The sequence below is a fragment of the uncultured Mailhella sp. genome (assembly GCF_944324995.1).
Lineage (GTDB): Bacteria > Desulfobacterota > Desulfovibrionia > Desulfovibrionales > Desulfovibrionaceae > Mailhella.
Genome location: NZ_CALUYL010000025.1, coordinates 1 through 17,709 on the forward strand (window position 1 = coordinate 1; position 17,709 = coordinate 17,709).

The window sequence follows — 17,709 nt, forward strand, 5'->3', positions numbered from 1 at the left end:
GGCATAATCCCGTTCACCCTGTCCTGCCGAACCGGCGAAGCCGGGAGGCAGAACCAGGGGGGCGCGGGGGGAATTATTTCCCCCGCATGCCTTTCCTGCCTTTCTGTCTTTTCTGCCTTTCCTGCCTTTCTGCCTTTCCTGCCTTTCCTTGGGCTCTTCCGCTTGGAGGGGGATTAGGGTAGAGTTTTGGGGAAGGGCAGGAAGTTCAGCAAGGAGGTTGGTCATGGACTGGATGGACAGTTTAGGCACGGTTCTGATTATTGTGCTGGCGCTGGTGGCGACCATGGTGATTCGCTGGGGCGGGGGCACGACGTCGTGCTGATTCCGGGTTGATCCGCTGAGCATGCGTGACATGCGAAAGAACGACACGGAAGGAACGAAAAAGGACGAAGCGGGCAAGGGGAGCGGGCAAAAGCGCTGACTGCGCACTTGCTCTCACATGCAAGCTGATTTATGCTCAAGGCTCCGGGCGTTATGACGTTCGGAGTCTTGTTTTTCCGGATCGGCACCTTTCCGCTGTCGCGGCGGAACGGGGGGCGGGGTGCGTCTTTCGTTTGCGTTGCGGCTCGCCGTTCCGGCAATCCGGTGGGCCCGTTTGCCCAGACGAACAAAGGATACCGCCATGAAAGCCCGTTTTCGCCTTTTCCTTCTTCTTTCCGTGTGTCTTGCCATGCTTGTATCCGGCTGTTCGCTGCTGGAGAAGCAGCGTCTGCCGTTCCAGAGGCAGGACGAAGTCACGATGTGGATCAACAGCATTGCCGGGCTCCCAGGCGTGGAACAGGGGCGGCGCGCCGAAATCGTCTGGAAGAATCCTTCGTCCTCTCAGGCGCTGAAGATTCGCGCACTTTCCATTGCCGCGAGTCGTCCGGGCAGGCAGGGATATCCCGCCAGAAAGGAACTTGCCTCGCTCTACGCCTCCGCCACGGCCGATCAGCGCTCCACCTGGGAAACCATGTACTGGGCCGACCTCGACGCCATGGACAGCGATTCCCTCAGAAAGCTTGCCTCGTCCGTGTCCGCCGATCAGGAAAAGAGCTTCCCCTGGAACCTCGTCATGCTCAAGGCCGCGCGTCGCGGTCTGGTTTCCGATCCTTCGGCGGTGCTCTCGCGGCTGTCCAATCCCATGCTCTACGCCTCTCCCTCCCTGCTCGGACTCGGACAGGTTCCTGAAGTGAGTCAGAGCGGCCCGGTGAGCGTGGCGCTCGTCATTCCTCAGACGGGTTCCGCCTCGGCCCTCGGCCGTCAGGTGGCCGCAGGCGCGCAGGCCGCCGTGGACGATCTGCGCCTCTCCGGCAAAAACGTGGATCTGCGCATCATCGACACCGGCCTCACCGGATGGCAGCAGGCCGTGCAGTCGCTGCCGCCTCAGTTCGTGATGGTGGGCGGCCCGCTCATTCCCGGCCGCTACAAGGCCGTCAAGGCCGCCGCTTCCGGCCGCGCCCTCTTCTCCTTCACCGCGTCGCTGCCTTCCGGCGACGAAGGCGTGCGCGCCTGGCGCTTCTTCGCCAGCCCCGAAGATCAGATCAAGGCCCTGCTCGACGGCGCGTCCTCGCTCGGCATCACGTCGTTCGGTGTGTTCAGTCCCGGCGATTCCTACAGCAAGCGCATGGGCGGCCTGTTCATGCAGGAAGCCGCCGCCCGCGGCTACTCCGTGACCTCCGGCTCCTACACCGCCGGCCAAATGAACGCCTGGCCCAAGGAAGCCGGCGCCTTCGTGAAAACGCAGGTGGGCTCGCAGCGCGGCAGCATTCCCGTGGCCACCGCCGACTTTCAGGCCATCTTCCTGCCCGACAGCTGGAAAAACATGGACATGCTCGTCTCCAGCCTGCACTACAGCGGCGCGCAGAACCGTCTCATGATGGGAACCTCCATCTGGGAACAGAGCCTCGGCCCCACCAGCCGCAACAACGCCGCCACCTTCGCCCTCACCATTTTCCCCGGCGTGTGGAACGACAGACTTTCCGGCCCCGGCGTGAGCGCCTTCCGCAACGCCATGGCCGCCAAAAATCAGCGCACCGACGACTGGTCCGCCCTGGGCTTCGACTTCGTGCGCTTCGCCGCGGCCCTCAATCTGCAGCCCGGCTGGACTCCCGCTCAGCTCAACCGCGCCCTGGCCTCCGCGCCTTCCCTGGACTGGGCTTCCGCTCCCATGCGCTGGGACGCCTCGGGCAAGGCCAGCCGTCAGCTGTTCCTGTTCCAGCCTGCGTCCACCGGACACATTCCGGCCGACATGCAGACGATCAGAGACCGCCTCGCTTCCGGCGACCTCTCCGTTTCCGAACCCGCCGCGCCCGCCGCTCCTCAGCGGCCCGTGAGCTTCGATCAGCTCGTGGATTCCCTCAGCAAGTAACCATGTTCCGCGCAACGCCCACAGCGCTGCGCGGAACGTCCCCGCGCGAAACACTCAGCGCCCCCGACGCCGACGTCAACGCGCCAGTTTCGACAGAACAAACCACCCTGTAAAAGAGAAAAAACAGCATGTCTCTCGACAAAAACGACTTTCTGCACCTGTGCCGCCTCTCCCGGCTGGCCCCGGATCCCGCCGCGCAGGAGGAAATGGCGCAGCAGTGCTCCAGCATTCTTGCCTACATGGACAAACTTTCCGAACTCGACACCACCGGCGTGGAACCTTTGTATTCGCCCGTGATTCATGAATGCGCCTTCCGCGACGACGTTGCCGTGCGCCGCTGCGACCGCGCCGACATCCTCGCCGGAGCTCCCGCCACCGACGGCGCGTTCTTCATTGTTCCCCGTATCGTGGAGGGAAAATAAATGGCCGAACTGTTTGAACTCTCCCTCTGCGAGGCCCGCGACGCCGTGCGCCGCGGCGAAACCAGCGCGGAAGAACTCACCGCCGCCTGCCTCAAGCGCATCAACGAAACCGAACCCAGAATCAACGCCCTGCTCGCCCGCCGCGACGAAGAGGCCCTGGAACAGGCCCGCGACATGGACAAAAATCGCCCGGCCGACCTCTCCGACAAGCCTCTCTGGGGCGTGCCCATGACCGTGAAGGACGCCATTACCCTCAAGGGCCTCCCCACCACCGCCGCCTCGAAAATTCTGGAAGGATTCCTCTCCCCCTACGACGCCCTCGTGGTCGAACGCCTGAAACAGGCCGGAGCCGTCATTCTCGGCAAGAACAACATGGATGAATTCGCCATGGGTTCCACCACCGAGCACTCCGCCTACAAAACCACCGCCAACCCCTGGGATGTTGCCTGCGTGCCCGGCGGCTCCAGCGGCGGTTCCGCCGCCAGCGTGTCCGCCTGCCAGTGCTTCGCCTCCCTGGGCTCGGATACCGGCGGCTCCATCCGTCAGCCCGCCTCCCTGTGCGGCTGCGTCGGCATCAAGCCCACCTACGGACGCGTGTCCCGCTACGGCCTGCTCGCCTATGCTTCCTCCTTCGATCAGGTGGGCCCGCTCGCCCGCACCGTGGAAGACGCCGCCGCCGTGCTCCAGGTCATTGCCGGTCACGACGAACGCGACAGCACTTCCTCCCCCGTGCCCGTGCCCGACTACCACGCCGCCATGACCAGCCAGAACGACCTCTCCGGCCTCACCCTCGGCATGCCCCGCGAATTCTTCGGACACAAGGGCCTCGACGAAGGCGTGGCCGCCGCCTGCAACAAGGCCGTGGAAACCGCCAAAGAACTCGGCGCCAAGGTGGTGGAAGTCTCCCTGCCCCACACGGAATACTCCATCGCCAGCTACTACATCCTCGCCGCCGCCGAAGCCAGCTCCAACCTCGCCCGCTACGACGGCGTGCGCTACGGACACCGCACCGCCAATCCCAAAAACCTCGAAGACATGTACACGAGCTCCCGCACCGAAGGCTTCGGCCCCGAAGTGCAGCGCCGTATCCTGCTCGGCTCCTACGTGCTCTCCGCCGGCTACTACGACGCCTACTACCGCAAGGCCGCTCAGGTGCGCCGACTCATCCGGCAGGACTACCTCGACGCCCTCAATGCCTGCGACATGCTCCTCGCCCCCGTCTCCCCCGTCCCCGCCTGGCAGATGGGACACATGTCCGACGACCCGCTCCAGATGTACTTCATGGACATCTTTACCCTGTCCCTCAACCTCGCCGGCCTCCCCGGCCTCTCCATCCCCGTCGGTAAAAGCGGTCACCTCCCCGTCGGCATCCAGCTCATGGGCCGCGCCTTCGACGAAGGCCGACTCTTCCTCGCCGGCGACAAGCTCACCCGCGCCCTCGGCACCCATAACCAGCACGCCCCTGTGTAAAGGCAGAAAAGGCGGAAAGGCAGAAAAGACAAGAAAGACAGGAAAGGCATCGGGGGAGATAATCTCCCCCAAAAATGCTGCGGGACGAACCCTCGCGGGTCCGTCCCGCAGCATTTTTGGGGGAATCGGATGCGTTTTTCCCTCGTCTTCCTGCCTGTTTTTTGCCTTTCTTCTGCTCCGTTCCTCTTTCTGTCCGCGTTCCTCTCAGCATTGCTACACGCGCCGATTTCCCCGCTTTCAACATTTGAAAAGCACTTCCTTCGACACGGTCGGCCGGAAACCGCCAGCACAAGACACGCTGTACGGTCTGCGTGACTTGAACGACGGCGGCTGCGTTTAACGCCGGAAATGAATTCCGGCTACTTACCGCCGTCGGCGGAATCAGGGGGGCGCGGGGGGAATTATTTCCCCCGCATGCCTTTCCTGCCTTTCCTGTCTTTCCTCTCTTCCTGCCTTTCCAGAGCGGGGGAAGGGAAAGGGCCTTGACAGGGCGTGGGGTTTCCACGAAAACGCTTGTTATGTTTCAGGTACGGACGGAGGGATTCGTCCGGCGAATTCTCCCGGGAGGGAGGGGGCGGGGAAGGCAACCATGAGCGGAAAAGCGTCTTCTCCGTTCATGAGTTTGCTTTCCGCGCATGATATGAACAGCTTCAAGCCCTATGCGGCCATGCCTTTTTATCCCGGCCCTGTTTCCGTTCATCCCGATGTTGCCCGCGCGCTTTCGCGCGACTACGCTCCGCCGCGCATGGGCACGGAATATCTTGAACTTTACAAGTCGGTACGCGTGCGACTTCAAAAAGTGCTCGGCACGAAGGAAGACGTGCTCATGGGCACGGGCGAAGGCATGCTTGTGTTGTGGGGCGCGCTCAAGAGCTTGCTGAAGCCCGGCGACACGGTGCTTACGGTGGGCACGGGCGTTTTCGGCGACGGCTTTGCTGACATGGCCGAAGTCATCGGCTGCAAGGCCGTGCGTATTTCCGAGCCCTACGACCAGACCATTTCCGCCTCCACGCTGGAAAAGGTGAAGGACGCCGTCAAGGAGCATCATCCGGTGCTCATGACCGCCGTTCACTGCGAGACGCCTTCCGGCACGCTGAATCCGCTGGAAGAGCTCGGCCGTCTGAAAAAGGATCTCGGCGTTCCCTTCCTGGTGGTGGACACCGTGGCCAGCGCGGGCGGCGCGCCCGTACACGCCGACGCATGGAATGCCGACTGCGTGCTCGGCGGCTCTCAGAAGTGCCTGGCCTGCCCGCCCGACATGAGCTTCATGAGCGTGAGCGAGGCTGCGTGGGAACGCGTGCGCGAAGTGAACTACACCGGCTATGATGCCATTCGTCCTTTCGATCACGCCATCGAAGACCCCATGCGCTTCCCCTACACGCCCAACTGGTGGGGCGTGGCCGCGCTGGACGCTTCGCTTTCCGCGCTGGAAAAGGAAGGTCTCGAAAACGTGTTTGCCCGTCATGAAGCGGTGGCCCGTCAGTGCCGCGAAGGCGTGCAGGCGCTCGGTCTCTCGCTGTGGCCCGCCAAAGACGCCGTGAATTCCCCCACCGTGACCGCCATCCGCGTGCCCGAAGGCTGGGCCTGGAACGACTGGCGCGTTGCCCTGGCCGAACGCGGTCTGTACGTGGGCGGCAGCCTCGGCCCGCTCGCCGGCAAGGTGTTCCGCATGGGGCACATGGGAACCCAGGCCAACGCCGAAGCCATGACCTCGGCCCTCGCCGTCATGAAAGACATTCTCTCAAAATAACAAAGGATCAGATGCATGAGCTACACCAAGGAAGACGTGCGCCGCTATCACGGCCTGCCCCGCCCCGGCAAAATTGAAGTGATGCCCAGCAAAAAGGCCACCACTCAGGACGACCTCACCCTCGCCTACAGCCCCGGCGTGGCCGAAGCCTGCCGCGACATCGTGGCCGACGAAGCCGCAGCCGCCAAACTCACCGGCCGCAGCAATCTCGTGGCTGTGGTCACCAACGGCACCGCGGTGCTCGGCCTCGGCAACATCGGACCGCTTGCGGGCAAGCCCGTCATGGAAGGCAAAAGCATGCTCTTCAAGCTCTTTGCCGACGTGGACGCCTTCGACATCGAACTCGACTGCTCCGATCCCGATCGCCTCATCGACATCGTGAAGGCTCTCGAACCCACCTTCGGCGGCATCAACCTCGAAGACATCCGCGGTCCGGAATGCTTCTACATCGAGGAAGAGCTGAAAAAGTCCATGAACATTCCCGTGTTCCACGACGATCAGCACGGCACGGCGGTCATTACCGGCGCGGCGCTCATGAACGCTTCGCGCATCACGGGCCGCGACATTGCCGACATGAAAATCGTCGTCATGGGCGCGGGAGCCGCCGGCATGGCATGCGCCCGCTTCTACGCCTCCATGGGCGTGAAGAAGGAAAACATTTCCATGTTCGACATCAAGGGGCTAATCCACACGGGCCGCACCGACCTGTCCGACGTGCAGATGACCTTCGCCCAGAAGGAACCCGCCCCCGGCGCGTCCATTGCCGATACCCTCTACGCCGCCATGGAAGGCGCCAACCTCTTCCTCGGCCTCTCCGGCCCGGGAACCCTCAAGCCCGACATGCTGAAGGGCATGGCCGAAAAGCCCGTAATCTTCGCCTGCGCCAATCCCGTGCCGGAAATCGGCTATGAAGAGGCCAAGGCCGTGCGTCCCGACGCCATCATGGGCACGGGCCGTTCCGATTATCCCAATCAGGTGAACAACGTGTCCGGCTTCCCGTTCATCTTCCGCGGCGCGCTCGACGTGCGCGCAAGCAAGATCAACGAAGAAATGAAAATCGCCGCCGCCCGCGCTCTTGCCGATCTCGCCCTCGAACCCGTGCCCGAAGACGTGCGCGCCGCCTATCACGGCCGCGACTTCACCTTCGGCCCGGAATACATCATTCCCATGCCGCTTGATCCGCGCATCATCGAATGGGTGGCCCCGGCCGTGGCCAAGGCCGCCGTGGACAGCGGCGTGGCCCGCGGCAGCATGGAAGACATCGGCGGCAGCGTGGAAGCCTACCGCCTCATACTGCGCGAACGCATGAGCAAGGCCAAGGCCCGCATGGCTTCCTACTGGGAAAGCTACAACAAATAAATCGGACGGCGCGGAAACGTCCCGCCTCTCGTGAACCGGGGCGCGTCCGTCATGGGCGCGCCCTTTTTACTGTACGGAGCTTTCATGATCATACGCCTCATAGAACACCACAAAAAACGCTTTCTGCCCCTGCTTCTGGAAGCCGACGAACAGGAAAACATGATAGAGCGCTATCTTGAGCGCAGCGAACTCTTCGTGGCCTTCGACGAAAAGGATGAAGCCGTGGCCGCCGCCGTGGTCACGAAGGAAGACGACGGCCTGTACGAACTCAAGAACATCGCCGTCGCCCCGGAACTGCGGAGGCAGGGCCTCGGCCGGGACATGATCGCTTTTCTTTTGAACCGCTACCGCGGCAAAGGCATGCTGCAGGTGGGCACCGGAGAGAGCGAGGCTACGCTCGGCTTCTACAACGCCTGCGGCTTCACCTTCTCCCATGTGGAAAAGGACTTCTTTACCAAGAACTACGATCACCCCATCGTGGAAGACGGCAAGGTGCTCCGGGACATGATCTATCTCAGGCAGCACCTTCCGGACTGAGCGCGCCTTCCCCGTCCGCCTTTTCAGCAGCAGACGCGACCACCCGCGTTTTGGCGGAGCGTCTGCATTGCCTGCGGGGCGGATCACCTGCTTTTCCGCAGGCAGGGCGTCTGCTTTTCTGACGGCGGATGGTCTGCCTTTTCCGCTGATGTTTTGTCTGCGTTTTCTGCCGAGGGATCGCCCGTATTTTCCGCCAACGGCTCGTCTGCGGAGAGATGCCGTCACTCTTCGAGGCTTTTCACGCTCTCCCACGACAGATTGAAGGAACGCAGATACTTGTTGAGTCTCGCGGTATCGTCGGCGCTGGTTTTTCGGAGTCTTGAGCTGGCAAAGAGGAGGCGTCCGGCTTCGGAGCGGCGATTGCAGGAAAGGCAGACTTCAAGCACCTTTTCAAGCTGCACCTTGTCGAAAAGGTCGAGCTCCCGGTCTATGAGATGGGAGGCCCGCGCAATGAGCGGGAATTCCACGCCTTCCAGTTTTTCCATCCGCCGCCGCCAGAGGGAACGCAGATAGGCTATTTCCTTTTCCACGGTCTCCTTCGTTATGATGCCCTGAAAGGCGTAGGTGTGCATGCGCTCCAGACTGCTCGACAGCGTGCGGAAGTTGCCCGGCCACGCGGCTTCCGGCGAGCGGGCGAAATCGAGATAGAGTTCCCGCGCTTCGGGAAGAAAGTCCGCAAAAATGCCGCGCTTTTCCGAAAGCCGCTTGAGCTCGTAGTCAATGTTCGACTCGATGTCTTCCGGGCGCTCGCGCAGGCTCGGCAGGCGGAAATACCACAGATTGATGCGCGCAAAAAGATCGGTGCGGAACTTGCCGTTGCGGGCGTCGTTGAACAGATCCCGATTGGTCGCCGTGATGAGCTGAAAATTGCTGAACACCGGCTTGTCCGAACCGAAGGGGAAAAATCTCTTTTCCTCCACGGCCTTGAGCAGCAGCGCCTGCACGTCGGGGCCGAGTTCTCCCACTTCGTCGAGAAAAAGAATGCCCGAATGCGCCATGGCCAGCATGCCCTTGCGCTCGGACGTCGCGCCCGTGAAGGCCCCGCGCACGTGCCCGAACAGCGCCGACATGGCCGAATCGCCGCGGAAGGAGGCGCAGTTCACCTCCACCAGCGGCCCCGTGACCATGCCGGTCTGGAGCCTGAGCTCGTAAATGCGCCGCGCCATGATGGTCTTGCCCGTGCCCGTGGCCCCGTAAAGCAGAATGGGCGCCGTGGAATGACGCGCCACGTGCTCGATGTCCTTCACCAGCTGGTTGAACACCGGATTCTTCGTGCGGATGCCCCCGCGTATGATATCCTGCGACTGCTTGCGCTGTTCGATGTCGCCGATCTTGGATATCCAGTTGTTGATGGCGTTGTCGTAAATCTGAATGGTCGAATGGATGCGTCCGAAACGATCCTTGGAACTGCGCAGCTGAATGATGCGGCAACGTATGCGCTTGATGTTCACCAGCATCATGATCATGAACGAATGCGCAAACATGTTGCCCGGGCCGAAGTGCAGATAGTAGTCCTCCTCCTGCTCGTTGAAGGAAAAGGAACTGAAGAACTGATCGAAGAAAAGATAGTTCTCCGCAAAGGACTGCGGCGAAAAATTGCTTCTGGTGTCGATGACCACGGGCACCACTTCGGTGTGCGGGGCGAGCTCTTCGAGGTCCTTCTGCAGGGCGTTCAGCCTGTCCTTGAGCGACGGCGGAATGAAATAGTAGAGCCGGTGAATGAAAAATTTGCGCACCTGCACAAGTTCCACGAGCGGCCGCCAGAGCTTCCAGCGGGAATCGGCGTCCGCAATGTCGTGATCGATGGAAATGGTGCTGAACACCACGTTTTTTTTCATGCCGCCTCCTGGCGCGCGTTTCCGTTGTCCGGGCAAGGCTTCCGATGCGGAAGACGCCTTCCGTTATAGCACAGGACGGATCCGGGGGAAAACGGGCTTGCTTAAAACATCACAAGCAAAACGCCGTTTCATTAAATCTATTTTTCACGAACCGCATTTTTTATCAAAAAATCATCTTTTTCTCCGATAATCAAATATTTTTCTGAAATTCTCCTGAAATTCATCGAGCATCTTGCACAACATGGCGTTTTTCCAGCATATTATTTTTCGCGGATCTGGCACGATTCTTGCTCTTTTTTTGTCATGCAATCACGCATCTGTCACCAAGGAGCATATATGAAATCCGTCAAACACGATTGGGGTACTCTTTACGAGACCGATGTGCTTATTCTCGGCACCGGCGCTTCCGGCATAGGCGCGGCCCTGAACTCGGCCGGCAAGGGCCTCGACGTTCTCATGGTCGGCAAGGGCACGCTCGAAAGTTCCGGCTCCCTCGGCGGCGGCAACGACCACTTCATGGCCGTGCTCGACACCGACGAGCCCTACGACAACAAGGAAAGCTTTGTCGCCTTCTACATGAAGTCCGCCTACGGCTACCGCGAAAAACAGATCGAACAGTGGCACGACGCCCTCAAGCCCTGCGTCAAGATTCTCGAAGAGTGCGGCGTGGAATTCCTCCGTCGCGACGACGGCTTCTACTTCCGCTCCGTGGGCTTCGGTCAGCCCGGCGCCTGGTGGCTGCACATTCCCAACGGCAGAAAGATCAAGCGCGGCCTCGCCAAGCGCGTGCGCTCCCTCGGCGTCACCGTGCTCGACAACTTCCAGATCACCAGGCTGTTCAAGAAAAACGGCAAAATCGCCGGCTGCATGGGCTTCAACGTGCTCACCGGCGAAGTTTCCGCCATCCGCTGCCGCGCCGCCGTCAACAGCCTCGGCTGGCACGCCCAGCGCTGCACCAACAACTCTTCCCACAACCCCTACAACTGCTGGTTCACCCCCTTCACCACCGGCAGCTACTTCACCCTCGCCTACGACATCGGCGCGCCCATCGTCAACGCCGACATCTCCTGCCGCGGCACCATTCTCCCCAAGGGCTGGGGCGCGCCCGGCATGAACGGCATCAACAACATGGGCGGCCACGAACTCAACGCCCTCGGCGAACGCTTCATGTTCAAGTACGATCCCATGGGCGAAAACGGCATCCGCCGCAATCAGATGATGGGCACCAATCAGCAGCAGGTCGAAGGCTACGGCCCGCCCTTCTACATGGACATGCGTCACCTCAACGAACACGACGTGCATCATCTGCAGTACGTGCTCATGCCCGCCGACAAGGCCACCTATCTCGATTACTGCAAGGCCCGCGGCATTGAATTCAGCAAGTATCCGCTGGAAGTCGAAGTGGGCGAACTCAGCCTCTCCGGCATGCTGCTTGCCGACGACAATCTGGAAACCCCGGTGCGCGGCCTCTACGCCGGCTGCAACTTCACGAGCTTCTCCGGCGCCATGTGCGGCGGCTTCGTGGCCGGCGGTCACGCCGCCGAAAACGCTCCCTCCCTCGAAATGGCCGGCCCCTCCGACGAGGAAATTCTCGCCGAACGCGACCGCATTCTCGCGCCCCTCAACAACACCTCCGGCACCATGACCCACAGCGATTTTGAAGATCCCATCCGCCAGGTCATGGACTACTACGCCAAGTTCCGCCGCAACATGCCCGGCATGGCCGTGGCCCTCGATCGCCTCAACTTCATCAACGGCTACAGAGACCGCGTGCGCGCCGACAACCTGCACGATCTCATGCGCATTCACGAAGCCTTTGAAATTCTCGAACTGTGCCGCATCCACCTCGACGCCTGCCTCCAGCGCAAGGAAAGCGGACGAGGCATGTACGTGCTCACCGACTATCCCGAAAAGGATCCCGCCCTCGCCAAGGGGCTCGTGGTCGTCAAGGGAGACGAAGGCCCCGTCTTTTCCTGGCTCGAACCCGCCGGCAAATAATTCCTCTGCGCCCGGCTCCCCCTTCGCGCCGGAGCCGGGCCCGGACGCGCCGCTCATGCGCTTCCGACTTCCCCGGGTTCCTTTTCCCCGCCAAACGTCAACATCAGGAGATCACTCATGCCTCCCGTATTCCATGAAGAGAAATGCATCCGCTGCGGCATGTGCGTCAGAGACTGCCCCGCCTATATCCTGGCCCTCGACAAGGAACACGACAAAACTCCCCACGTCATCGAAGAATACAAACACGAATGCTGGCACTGCGGCAACTGCCGCATAAGCTGCCCCAAGGACGCCATCAGTTTCGAGTTCCCGCTCTACACCCTTGTCTGACCGGAGGAAACGCATGAACAGGCTCTCATCCCTTCTGCTCGGCGCCGCCATGATCCTGACCGCCGCCATTCCCGCGAAGGCCGCGGACTATGTGCTTTCCCTCAATCTCGCCATTCCGCCGGTCCACAACCGCTGGACCATGGCCATCAAGCCCTGGGCCGACGAAATCACCAAACGCAGCGAAGGCCGCATCGTCATCGAACCCTACTTCGCCCAGGCCCTCAGCAAGCAGGCCGAAGTGGTGGAATCCGTGCGCACCGGCGTGGCCGATCTCGGCGAAGCCACGTTCACCGTGGGCGGCCTCGGCCGCTACCCCTTCCATGAACAGATCCTCAACCTCGTGCGCCCCAGCCTCTGCACCGTGGACGCCGCCAACCTCGTGCGCTCCCTGCACGAAGCCTTCCCCAAGGAAGCCATGGAAGACGTGAAGGGCACGCATCTGCTCTTCGTGGAAGGCCACACCATGGGCATGCTCATCGGCACCCGCGACAAGCCCGTCAAGAGCCTTGAAGACCTCAAGGGCATGAAGATAGGCGTGTCGGGCGGCGGCATCCGTCTGGAACGCGCCCGCGCCCTCGGCGCCACCGTGGTGGGCGTTTCCCTGCCCGACATGTACATGTCCCTGGAAAAGGGCGTCATCGACGGCGCCGTGGTGGACTGCGAAGTGCTCGTTTCCCGCAAGCTCGGCGACATCATCAAGAACCTCACCCTCGTGAACCTCGGCGGCTCCGTGTTCTACTGCGTCATGAACCAGGACACCTACGACAGCATGCCCGCCGATCTGCAGAAGATCATCGACGACGTGTCGCGCGAATACGCGCCCAAGCTCTTCAGCGACTTCTGGAACGACATGCAGTACAACAGCCTTGAACGCTGGCAGAAGGAACAGGGCGGCAAGCTTCACATGCTCTCCGACGCCGACTACGCCAAGGCCGACACCCTCGCCGAACCCACCTACGCCGAATGGATCCAGTTCACCAAGGACAAGGGTCTGCCCGCCGAAGCCATTCTCGCCAAGTTCCGCGAACTCGAAAAGCGCGACATGACCCCCTGGGCCCAGTCCCGCGCCGCCCAGTACGTGGAAAAGTAACCCTTTCGCCTCAGCCGGGGGAATTCTTCCCCCGGCCCTTTCCCTCTTTCCGGGCCGAAACTTCCCGGCTCGTTCTCCAACAATACTCCCGCGTACTGCGGAAAAACGCGGTTTTTCCTTGTACCCGGATGCGGCCTTGCCGCATCCTCCAGAGCGTCATGCCGAAACACACTACGCTCATTGCATAACGTCCAGGAGTCTGTCATGGCATCATCAGCAACCAACCTCTCCCCCCGGCCCGCCGGTCTGGCGCCTGTGCGCGCATGCGTCGACATTCTGAAGCATCTGGAAACCGTGTGCCAGAAAGCCAGCGCCCTCGGCATGTTCTTCTTCCTGCTCATGGTGCTCATCACCACGCTGGACGTTCTGCTCCGCTATTTCCTTTCCAGGCCCCTCAGCGGCACCATGGAACTCACCGAGTTCTTCATGGTCATCGTGTTCTTCACTTCCGTGGCCTACGCCCAGTGGACCGGCGGTCACATCGTCATGGACGTGGTCACCGCCAAGCTCAGCGAAAAAACGCAGACCCTGCTCGCCGTGGTCACCACCTTCTGGTCCGTCACCACCGTGGCCGTGTGCCTCGCCGCCATGATGCGCTATGCGAGCACCTGCGAACTCTATTCCCCCACCCTCAACCTCCCCGTGGCTCCCTTCGTGTGGTTCGCCTCCGCAGGCTGCCTGCTCCTGCTGCTCACCCTCGTTCACGACTTCCTCGCCGCCATCCTCAAGGCCCACGACAACTACGGCACCACCGCCACCGTGCTCGCCGTCATCGTGGCCTTCGCCTCCACCGCCGCCTTCGTCTGGTTCGCCATGCACAGAATGCGCGGCGTTCCCAGCGTGGTGCTCGGCGTGTGGGGCTGCGTGTTCATGTTCTTCCTCTTCTTCTCCGGCATGCCCGTAGCCTACGCCCTCATGGCCTCCGCCGCCGTGTTCATCTCCAACATGCGCGGCACCATGGCCGCCTGGAACATGCTCGGGCAGTTCTGGTACAACACCGTGGCCAGCTACGACTGGTCGCCCCTCATGTTCTTCCTGCTCATGGGCTACGTCTGCTTTGAAGGTCAGTTCGGTCAGGATCTCTACCGCGCCGCACGCTCCTGGATGGGACACTGGCGCGGCGGCCTCGCCACCGGCAGCGTGTGCGCCTGCACCGCCTTCGGCGCCGTGGTCGGCGACTCCCTCGCAGGCAGCGTGGCCATGTCGGCCATCGCCCTGCCCGAAATGCGCAAGAGCCATTACGACGACGCCCTCGCCATCGGATGCCTCGCCTGTTCCGGCACCATCGGCAGCCTCATTCCGCCTTCCACCACCTTCATCCTCTACGGCGTGCTCGCCGAACAGTCCATCGGCGAACTCTTCATTGCCGGCGTCATTCCCGGACTTCTGTGCATGTTCTGCTTCATCGGCGTCATCGTGGTGTGGGCCCGCATCAATCCCGCGGCCGCGCCCGCCTCGCCCCGCGTCTCCCGCCTCGAAGCCGTCACCTCCCTGCGCTCCGCCCTGCCCATCATGGCCATCTTCATTCTGGTCATCGGCGGCATCTACGGCGGCATCTTCACCGCCACCGAAGGCGGCGGCGTGGGCGTGTTCGGCATGCTGGCCCTGGCCTACGCCCTGCGCCGCATGACCACCAAGAAGCTCTCCTCCGCCCTCAACGACGCCGGAAAGTTCACCGCCATGTGCTTCGCCCTGCTCGCCGGTGCCAACCTGCTCGGCAACTTCATGACCCTGAGCCGCATCCCCATGGTGCTCGCCAACTCCATCGCCGCCCTCGACCTCGCTCCCATGCTCGTCATGGTGGCCATCATCCTCGTGCTCTGCTTCCTCGGATGCTTCATCCCCGCCATTCCGCTCGTGCTCATCTGTGTGCCCATCTTCGTGCCCATCGCCAAGGTGTTCGGATGGAACCTCGTGTGGTTCGGCGTCATTTCCACGCTGGTCAAGAACATGGCCTGCATCACCCCGCCCTTCGGCATCAACCTCTTCGTCATGAAGGGCATTGCCGACGTGCCCATCGGCCTCATGTACAAGGCATCGCTTCCCTACGTGGTGGGCCTGTTCGTGTGCGTCGGACTCATCGTGGCCTTCCCGCAGCTCAGCCTGTGGCTGCCTTCCATGATGCACTGATTCTCCTCAACACGCTCCCTGAAGCTGCCACTCCCCCGGTTCGCGCACGGAAAACCCGCTGCGCGAACCGCCCCCAGGCCCTCCCCCACCGGAGGGCCTGCCTGCTTCCGGGCACTGGGGAAAACACCGCCGCTTTTCCCGACAAAACGCCGTGCCGGTTCCGGGAACGCTGCGCCTGACGCGGGGAACGCCGAGTCCGATGCCAACGCGCGGAACCTGATGCCGGAAACTCCGCCCGGCGCCGATGAGGCCGGAGCCGACACGGAAGACTTCGCGCCTAATTCCACGGATCCGCAACGCGCCGGGGCTCATGCGCTGCGCGCATTCTTTCCGCGGCGCACGAAAAACGACGGGCAAAATCGAGGAGTTGCCCGGAATCTTCGGCAACGCCCGACTGCGCCCGGCAAAACGCCGATCACTCCGCCGCGCTTCCGCCGCGTCTCCCCCCGCTTCCGCACACCTCCTTCGCTCTCCCCGACCGCGGAGCTCCCTATCGCCGCTCCCCGGGCCCCTATTTCCGGCAGACGATTCAGCGTGCCGCGCCCCCTTTTCCTGCCGACAGAGGGCAGACGGACAGTCCCGCCCCCCGGACAGCGTTCTCCGCCCGGCAAAGAACCGCTGCCGGAAAACTCTTCCGCCCCTTCCCCCGGACACGAAAAATCCCCGCGCGGAGTCGCCTCCGGCGGGGATGATTTCAGCGTTTATCGACGTTCGCACCGACCGCACGCACGGCCCGGCGCAAACGCAGCCGCGTCAGGATCAGGCAGAAGCCTCCCTTCTGTCGTGCAGCACGTTGAGCAGCAGAAGGAAGATCACCAGCAACGCGCCGCTCACGAGCAGGCAGATCCAGGGGCTCGAGCTCACGAAGCCCGCCACCAGATAGCCCACCGCGCTGCATCCTGCGGCGAGAAGCGCGTAGGGAAGCTGCGTGGACACGTGTTCAATGTGGCTGCATCCCGCGCCGGCGCTGGACAGAATGGTGGTGTCGGAAATGGGCGAACAGTGATCGCCGAACACGCTGCCCGCCAGCGTGGCGGAAAGCGCCACCACGAGCAGATCGGGGCAGATGGCCTGCGCCACGGGAACCACCAGCGGAATGAGAATGCCGAAGGAGCCCCAGGCCGTGCCGGTGGAAAAGCTGAGGAAACCGGCAATCACGAAAATGAGGAAGGGAAGCATGCCGCCCACCATGTTGCCGCTCGTGACCAGCGATTCCACGAACTTGTTGGTCTGAAGCATGTCCTGGCAGACGCCGCTGATGCCCCAGGCGAGCACGAGAATGAGGTTGGCGGTGAGCATGGCCTTCATGCCTTCCACCGCGCCGTGCATGAATTCGGAAAGGCTCATCAGGCGACGGGGCACGTAAAGCAGCAGCGCCACCACCAGACCGCCGAAGGAAGCCCACACCAGCGCAGGCGACGCGTTGCAGTTGCCGAGCGCGGCGCGGAATTCATGATAGGCCGGATCGGAACCCCAGTAGCCGCCGCTGTACATCATGGCGAGCACGGCGAACACGATAAGGCTGCCTATGGGAATGAGCATGTCGAACACATGGCCGTTCTTGGTTTCGAGGCCTATTTCGGACTTCTGCGCCATGACACCGAGATCGCCGTGTTCGGCGCGCTTTTCCGCCGCGCGCATGGGACCGAAATCCCACTTGAAGAGGCAGAGCAGCACCACGAGCGTGAGGGAAAGCAGCGAATAGAAATTATACGGAATGGCCGCAATGAAGGCTGCAATTTCGCTCTCAAACGCGCCAGTGGACTTCAGATTGCTGCCCACGGCCGCAGCCCAGCTGGAAATGGGCGCGATGATGCACACGGGCGCGGCCGTGGCGTCGATGATGTAGGCCAGCTTGGCGCGGGAAATCTTGTAGGTGTCGGTGACGGGCTTCATCACGGTGCCCACGGTGAGGCAGTTGAAATAGTCGTCGATGAAGATGAGGCCGCCGAGGCCGCAGGTGGAAAGCATGGCCGTGCGGCGGCTCTTGATGCGTGACGTAGCCCAGCGACCGTAGGCGCGGGAGCCGCCCGCCATGGAAATGACGTACACCAGCGCGCCGAGCGCGGAGCAGAACATCACGATGTCGAAGTTGAGCCGTTTGCCCATGATGGCAAAGGCCGACTCAATGGTGTTCATGATCACGAAATCGGCTCCGGTGCCCACGGAATAAATGAACGTGCCGGTCAAGATGCCGATGAGCAGAGAAGAAATAACTTCCTTGGTAATAAGCGCAAGCACAATGGCCGTGACGGGAGGCAGAAGCGACATCCAGCCAGCATAATAAGGTTCCATAAATCCCCCACAGAAAGCTAGGCGCTCCCCGAAGGAAGCGCAACACATACCGCGCGCCCGCGTCACGCTCCATGACAGGGCCGCGCCTCGGGCCGCGAACGCACAACGCTCGCGCTCCCGCAAGACACTCTTCACATTCT

General features: G+C 62.1%; 12 protein-coding genes. 10 read left to right on the top strand and 2 right to left on the bottom strand.

Annotated elements, in window-relative coordinates; translation table 11 throughout:
* Window positions 1–622 precede the first annotated feature (622 nt).
* The 6 genes from Q0K02_RS09975 (at window position 623) to Q0K02_RS10000 (ending at window position 7,888) form a co-directional block, all read left to right on the top strand.
* On the top strand, window positions 623–2,350 hold the full coding sequence (locus Q0K02_RS09975; protein ID WP_294488223.1) for a penicillin-binding protein activator: 1,728 nt from the start codon (window positions 623–625) through the stop codon (window positions 2,348–2,350).
* 128 nt (window positions 2,351–2,478) lie between these two features.
* Window positions 2,479–2,772 carry an Asp-tRNA(Asn)/Glu-tRNA(Gln) amidotransferase subunit GatC gene (gatC, locus tag Q0K02_RS09980; protein WP_294488225.1) on the top strand — a complete coding sequence of 98 codons (294 nt, stop codon included), beginning with the start codon at window positions 2,479–2,481 and terminating at the stop codon, window positions 2,770–2,772.
* Complete coding sequence (gatA, locus tag Q0K02_RS09985; RefSeq protein WP_294488227.1) at window positions 2,773–4,242, top strand: Asp-tRNA(Asn)/Glu-tRNA(Gln) amidotransferase subunit GatA; 1,470 nt, start codon at window positions 2,773–2,775, stop codon at window positions 4,240–4,242.
* A gap of 640 nt (window positions 4,243–4,882) precedes the next feature.
* Window positions 4,883–5,992: an alanine--glyoxylate aminotransferase family protein gene (locus Q0K02_RS09990; RefSeq protein WP_294488230.1), complete on the top strand. Its 1,110-nt coding sequence runs from the start codon at window positions 4,883–4,885 to the stop codon at window positions 5,990–5,992.
* A 15-nt stretch (window positions 5,993–6,007) separates the two neighbouring features.
* Entirely contained in the window at window positions 6,008–7,351 is a 1,344-nt protein-coding gene (locus Q0K02_RS09995; protein WP_294488232.1) for a malic enzyme-like NAD(P)-binding protein, read from the top strand.
* A gap of 84 nt (window positions 7,352–7,435) precedes the next feature.
* Window positions 7,436–7,888, top strand: coding sequence for a GNAT family N-acetyltransferase (locus Q0K02_RS10000; protein WP_294488235.1), 453 nt, complete (start codon window positions 7,436–7,438; stop codon window positions 7,886–7,888).
* 221 nt (window positions 7,889–8,109) lie between these two features.
* On the opposite strand, the gene Q0K02_RS10005 is transcribed toward Q0K02_RS10000, so the two are convergent.
* A complete protein-coding gene (locus tag Q0K02_RS10005) occupies window positions 8,110–9,726 on the bottom strand; it encodes an RNA repair transcriptional activator RtcR family protein (RefSeq protein WP_294488237.1) in 1,617 nt (538 codons plus the stop codon).
* A gap of 336 nt (window positions 9,727–10,062) precedes the next feature.
* On the opposite strand from Q0K02_RS10005, the gene Q0K02_RS10010 reads away from it, so the two are divergent.
* The 4 genes from Q0K02_RS10010 to Q0K02_RS10025 all read left to right on the top strand — a co-directional run bounded on the left by Q0K02_RS10010 (window position 10,063) and on the right by Q0K02_RS10025 (window position 15,274).
* Window positions 10,063–11,724 (top strand): FAD-binding protein, encoded by a 1,662-nt coding sequence (locus Q0K02_RS10010; RefSeq protein WP_294488239.1) that lies wholly within the window; start codon window positions 10,063–10,065, stop codon window positions 11,722–11,724.
* 117 nt (window positions 11,725–11,841) lie between these two features.
* Entirely contained in the window at window positions 11,842–12,054 is a 213-nt protein-coding gene (locus tag Q0K02_RS10015) for a 4Fe-4S binding protein (RefSeq protein WP_294488241.1), read from the top strand.
* 13 nt (window positions 12,055–12,067) lie between these two features.
* Window positions 12,068–13,144, top strand: a complete 1,077-nt coding sequence (locus Q0K02_RS10020; protein ID WP_294488243.1) for a TRAP transporter substrate-binding protein — start codon at window positions 12,068–12,070, stop codon at window positions 13,142–13,144.
* Window positions 13,145–13,348: 204 nt separating this feature from the next.
* Window positions 13,349–15,274, top strand: coding sequence for a TRAP transporter large permease subunit (locus Q0K02_RS10025; RefSeq protein ID WP_294488246.1), 1,926 nt, complete (start codon window positions 13,349–13,351; stop codon window positions 15,272–15,274).
* A 759-nt stretch (window positions 15,275–16,033) separates the two neighbouring features.
* Here Q0K02_RS10025 and Q0K02_RS10030 read toward each other — a convergent pair.
* Window positions 16,034–17,569, bottom strand: a complete 1,536-nt coding sequence (locus Q0K02_RS10030; RefSeq protein ID WP_294488249.1) for a Na+/H+ antiporter NhaC family protein — start codon at window positions 17,567–17,569, stop codon at window positions 16,034–16,036.
* Window positions 17,570–17,709 lie beyond the last annotated feature (140 nt).

Excerpts from the sequence above, each read along its gene's own strand:
- Q0K02_RS09975 (WP_294488223.1), top strand. The coding sequence starts at position 623 with ATGAAAGCCCGTTTTCGCCTTTTCCTTCTTCTTTCCGTGTGTCTTGCC.
- gatC (WP_294488225.1), top strand. The coding sequence starts at position 2,479 with ATGTCTCTCGACAAAAACGACTTTCTGCACCTGTGCCGCCTCTCCCGG.
- gatA (WP_294488227.1), top strand. The coding sequence starts at position 2,773 with ATGGCCGAACTGTTTGAACTCTCCCTCTGCGAGGCCCGCGACGCCGTG.
- Q0K02_RS09990 (WP_294488230.1), top strand. The coding sequence starts at position 4,883 with ATGAACAGCTTCAAGCCCTATGCGGCCATGCCTTTTTATCCCGGCCCT.
- Q0K02_RS09995 (WP_294488232.1), top strand. The coding sequence starts at position 6,008 with ATGAGCTACACCAAGGAAGACGTGCGCCGCTATCACGGCCTGCCCCGC.
- Q0K02_RS10000 (WP_294488235.1), top strand. The coding sequence starts at position 7,436 with ATGATCATACGCCTCATAGAACACCACAAAAAACGCTTTCTGCCCCTG.
- Q0K02_RS10005 (WP_294488237.1), bottom strand. The coding sequence starts at position 9,726 with ATGAAAAAAAACGTGGTGTTCAGCACCATTTCCATCGATCACGACATT.
- Q0K02_RS10010 (WP_294488239.1), top strand. The coding sequence starts at position 10,063 with ATGAAATCCGTCAAACACGATTGGGGTACTCTTTACGAGACCGATGTG.
- Q0K02_RS10015 (WP_294488241.1), top strand. The coding sequence starts at position 11,842 with ATGCCTCCCGTATTCCATGAAGAGAAATGCATCCGCTGCGGCATGTGC.
- Q0K02_RS10020 (WP_294488243.1), top strand. The coding sequence starts at position 12,068 with ATGAACAGGCTCTCATCCCTTCTGCTCGGCGCCGCCATGATCCTGACC.
- Q0K02_RS10025 (WP_294488246.1), top strand. The coding sequence starts at position 13,349 with ATGGCATCATCAGCAACCAACCTCTCCCCCCGGCCCGCCGGTCTGGCG.
- Q0K02_RS10030 (WP_294488249.1), bottom strand. The coding sequence starts at position 17,569 with ATGGAACCTTATTATGCTGGCTGGATGTCGCTTCTGCCTCCCGTCACG.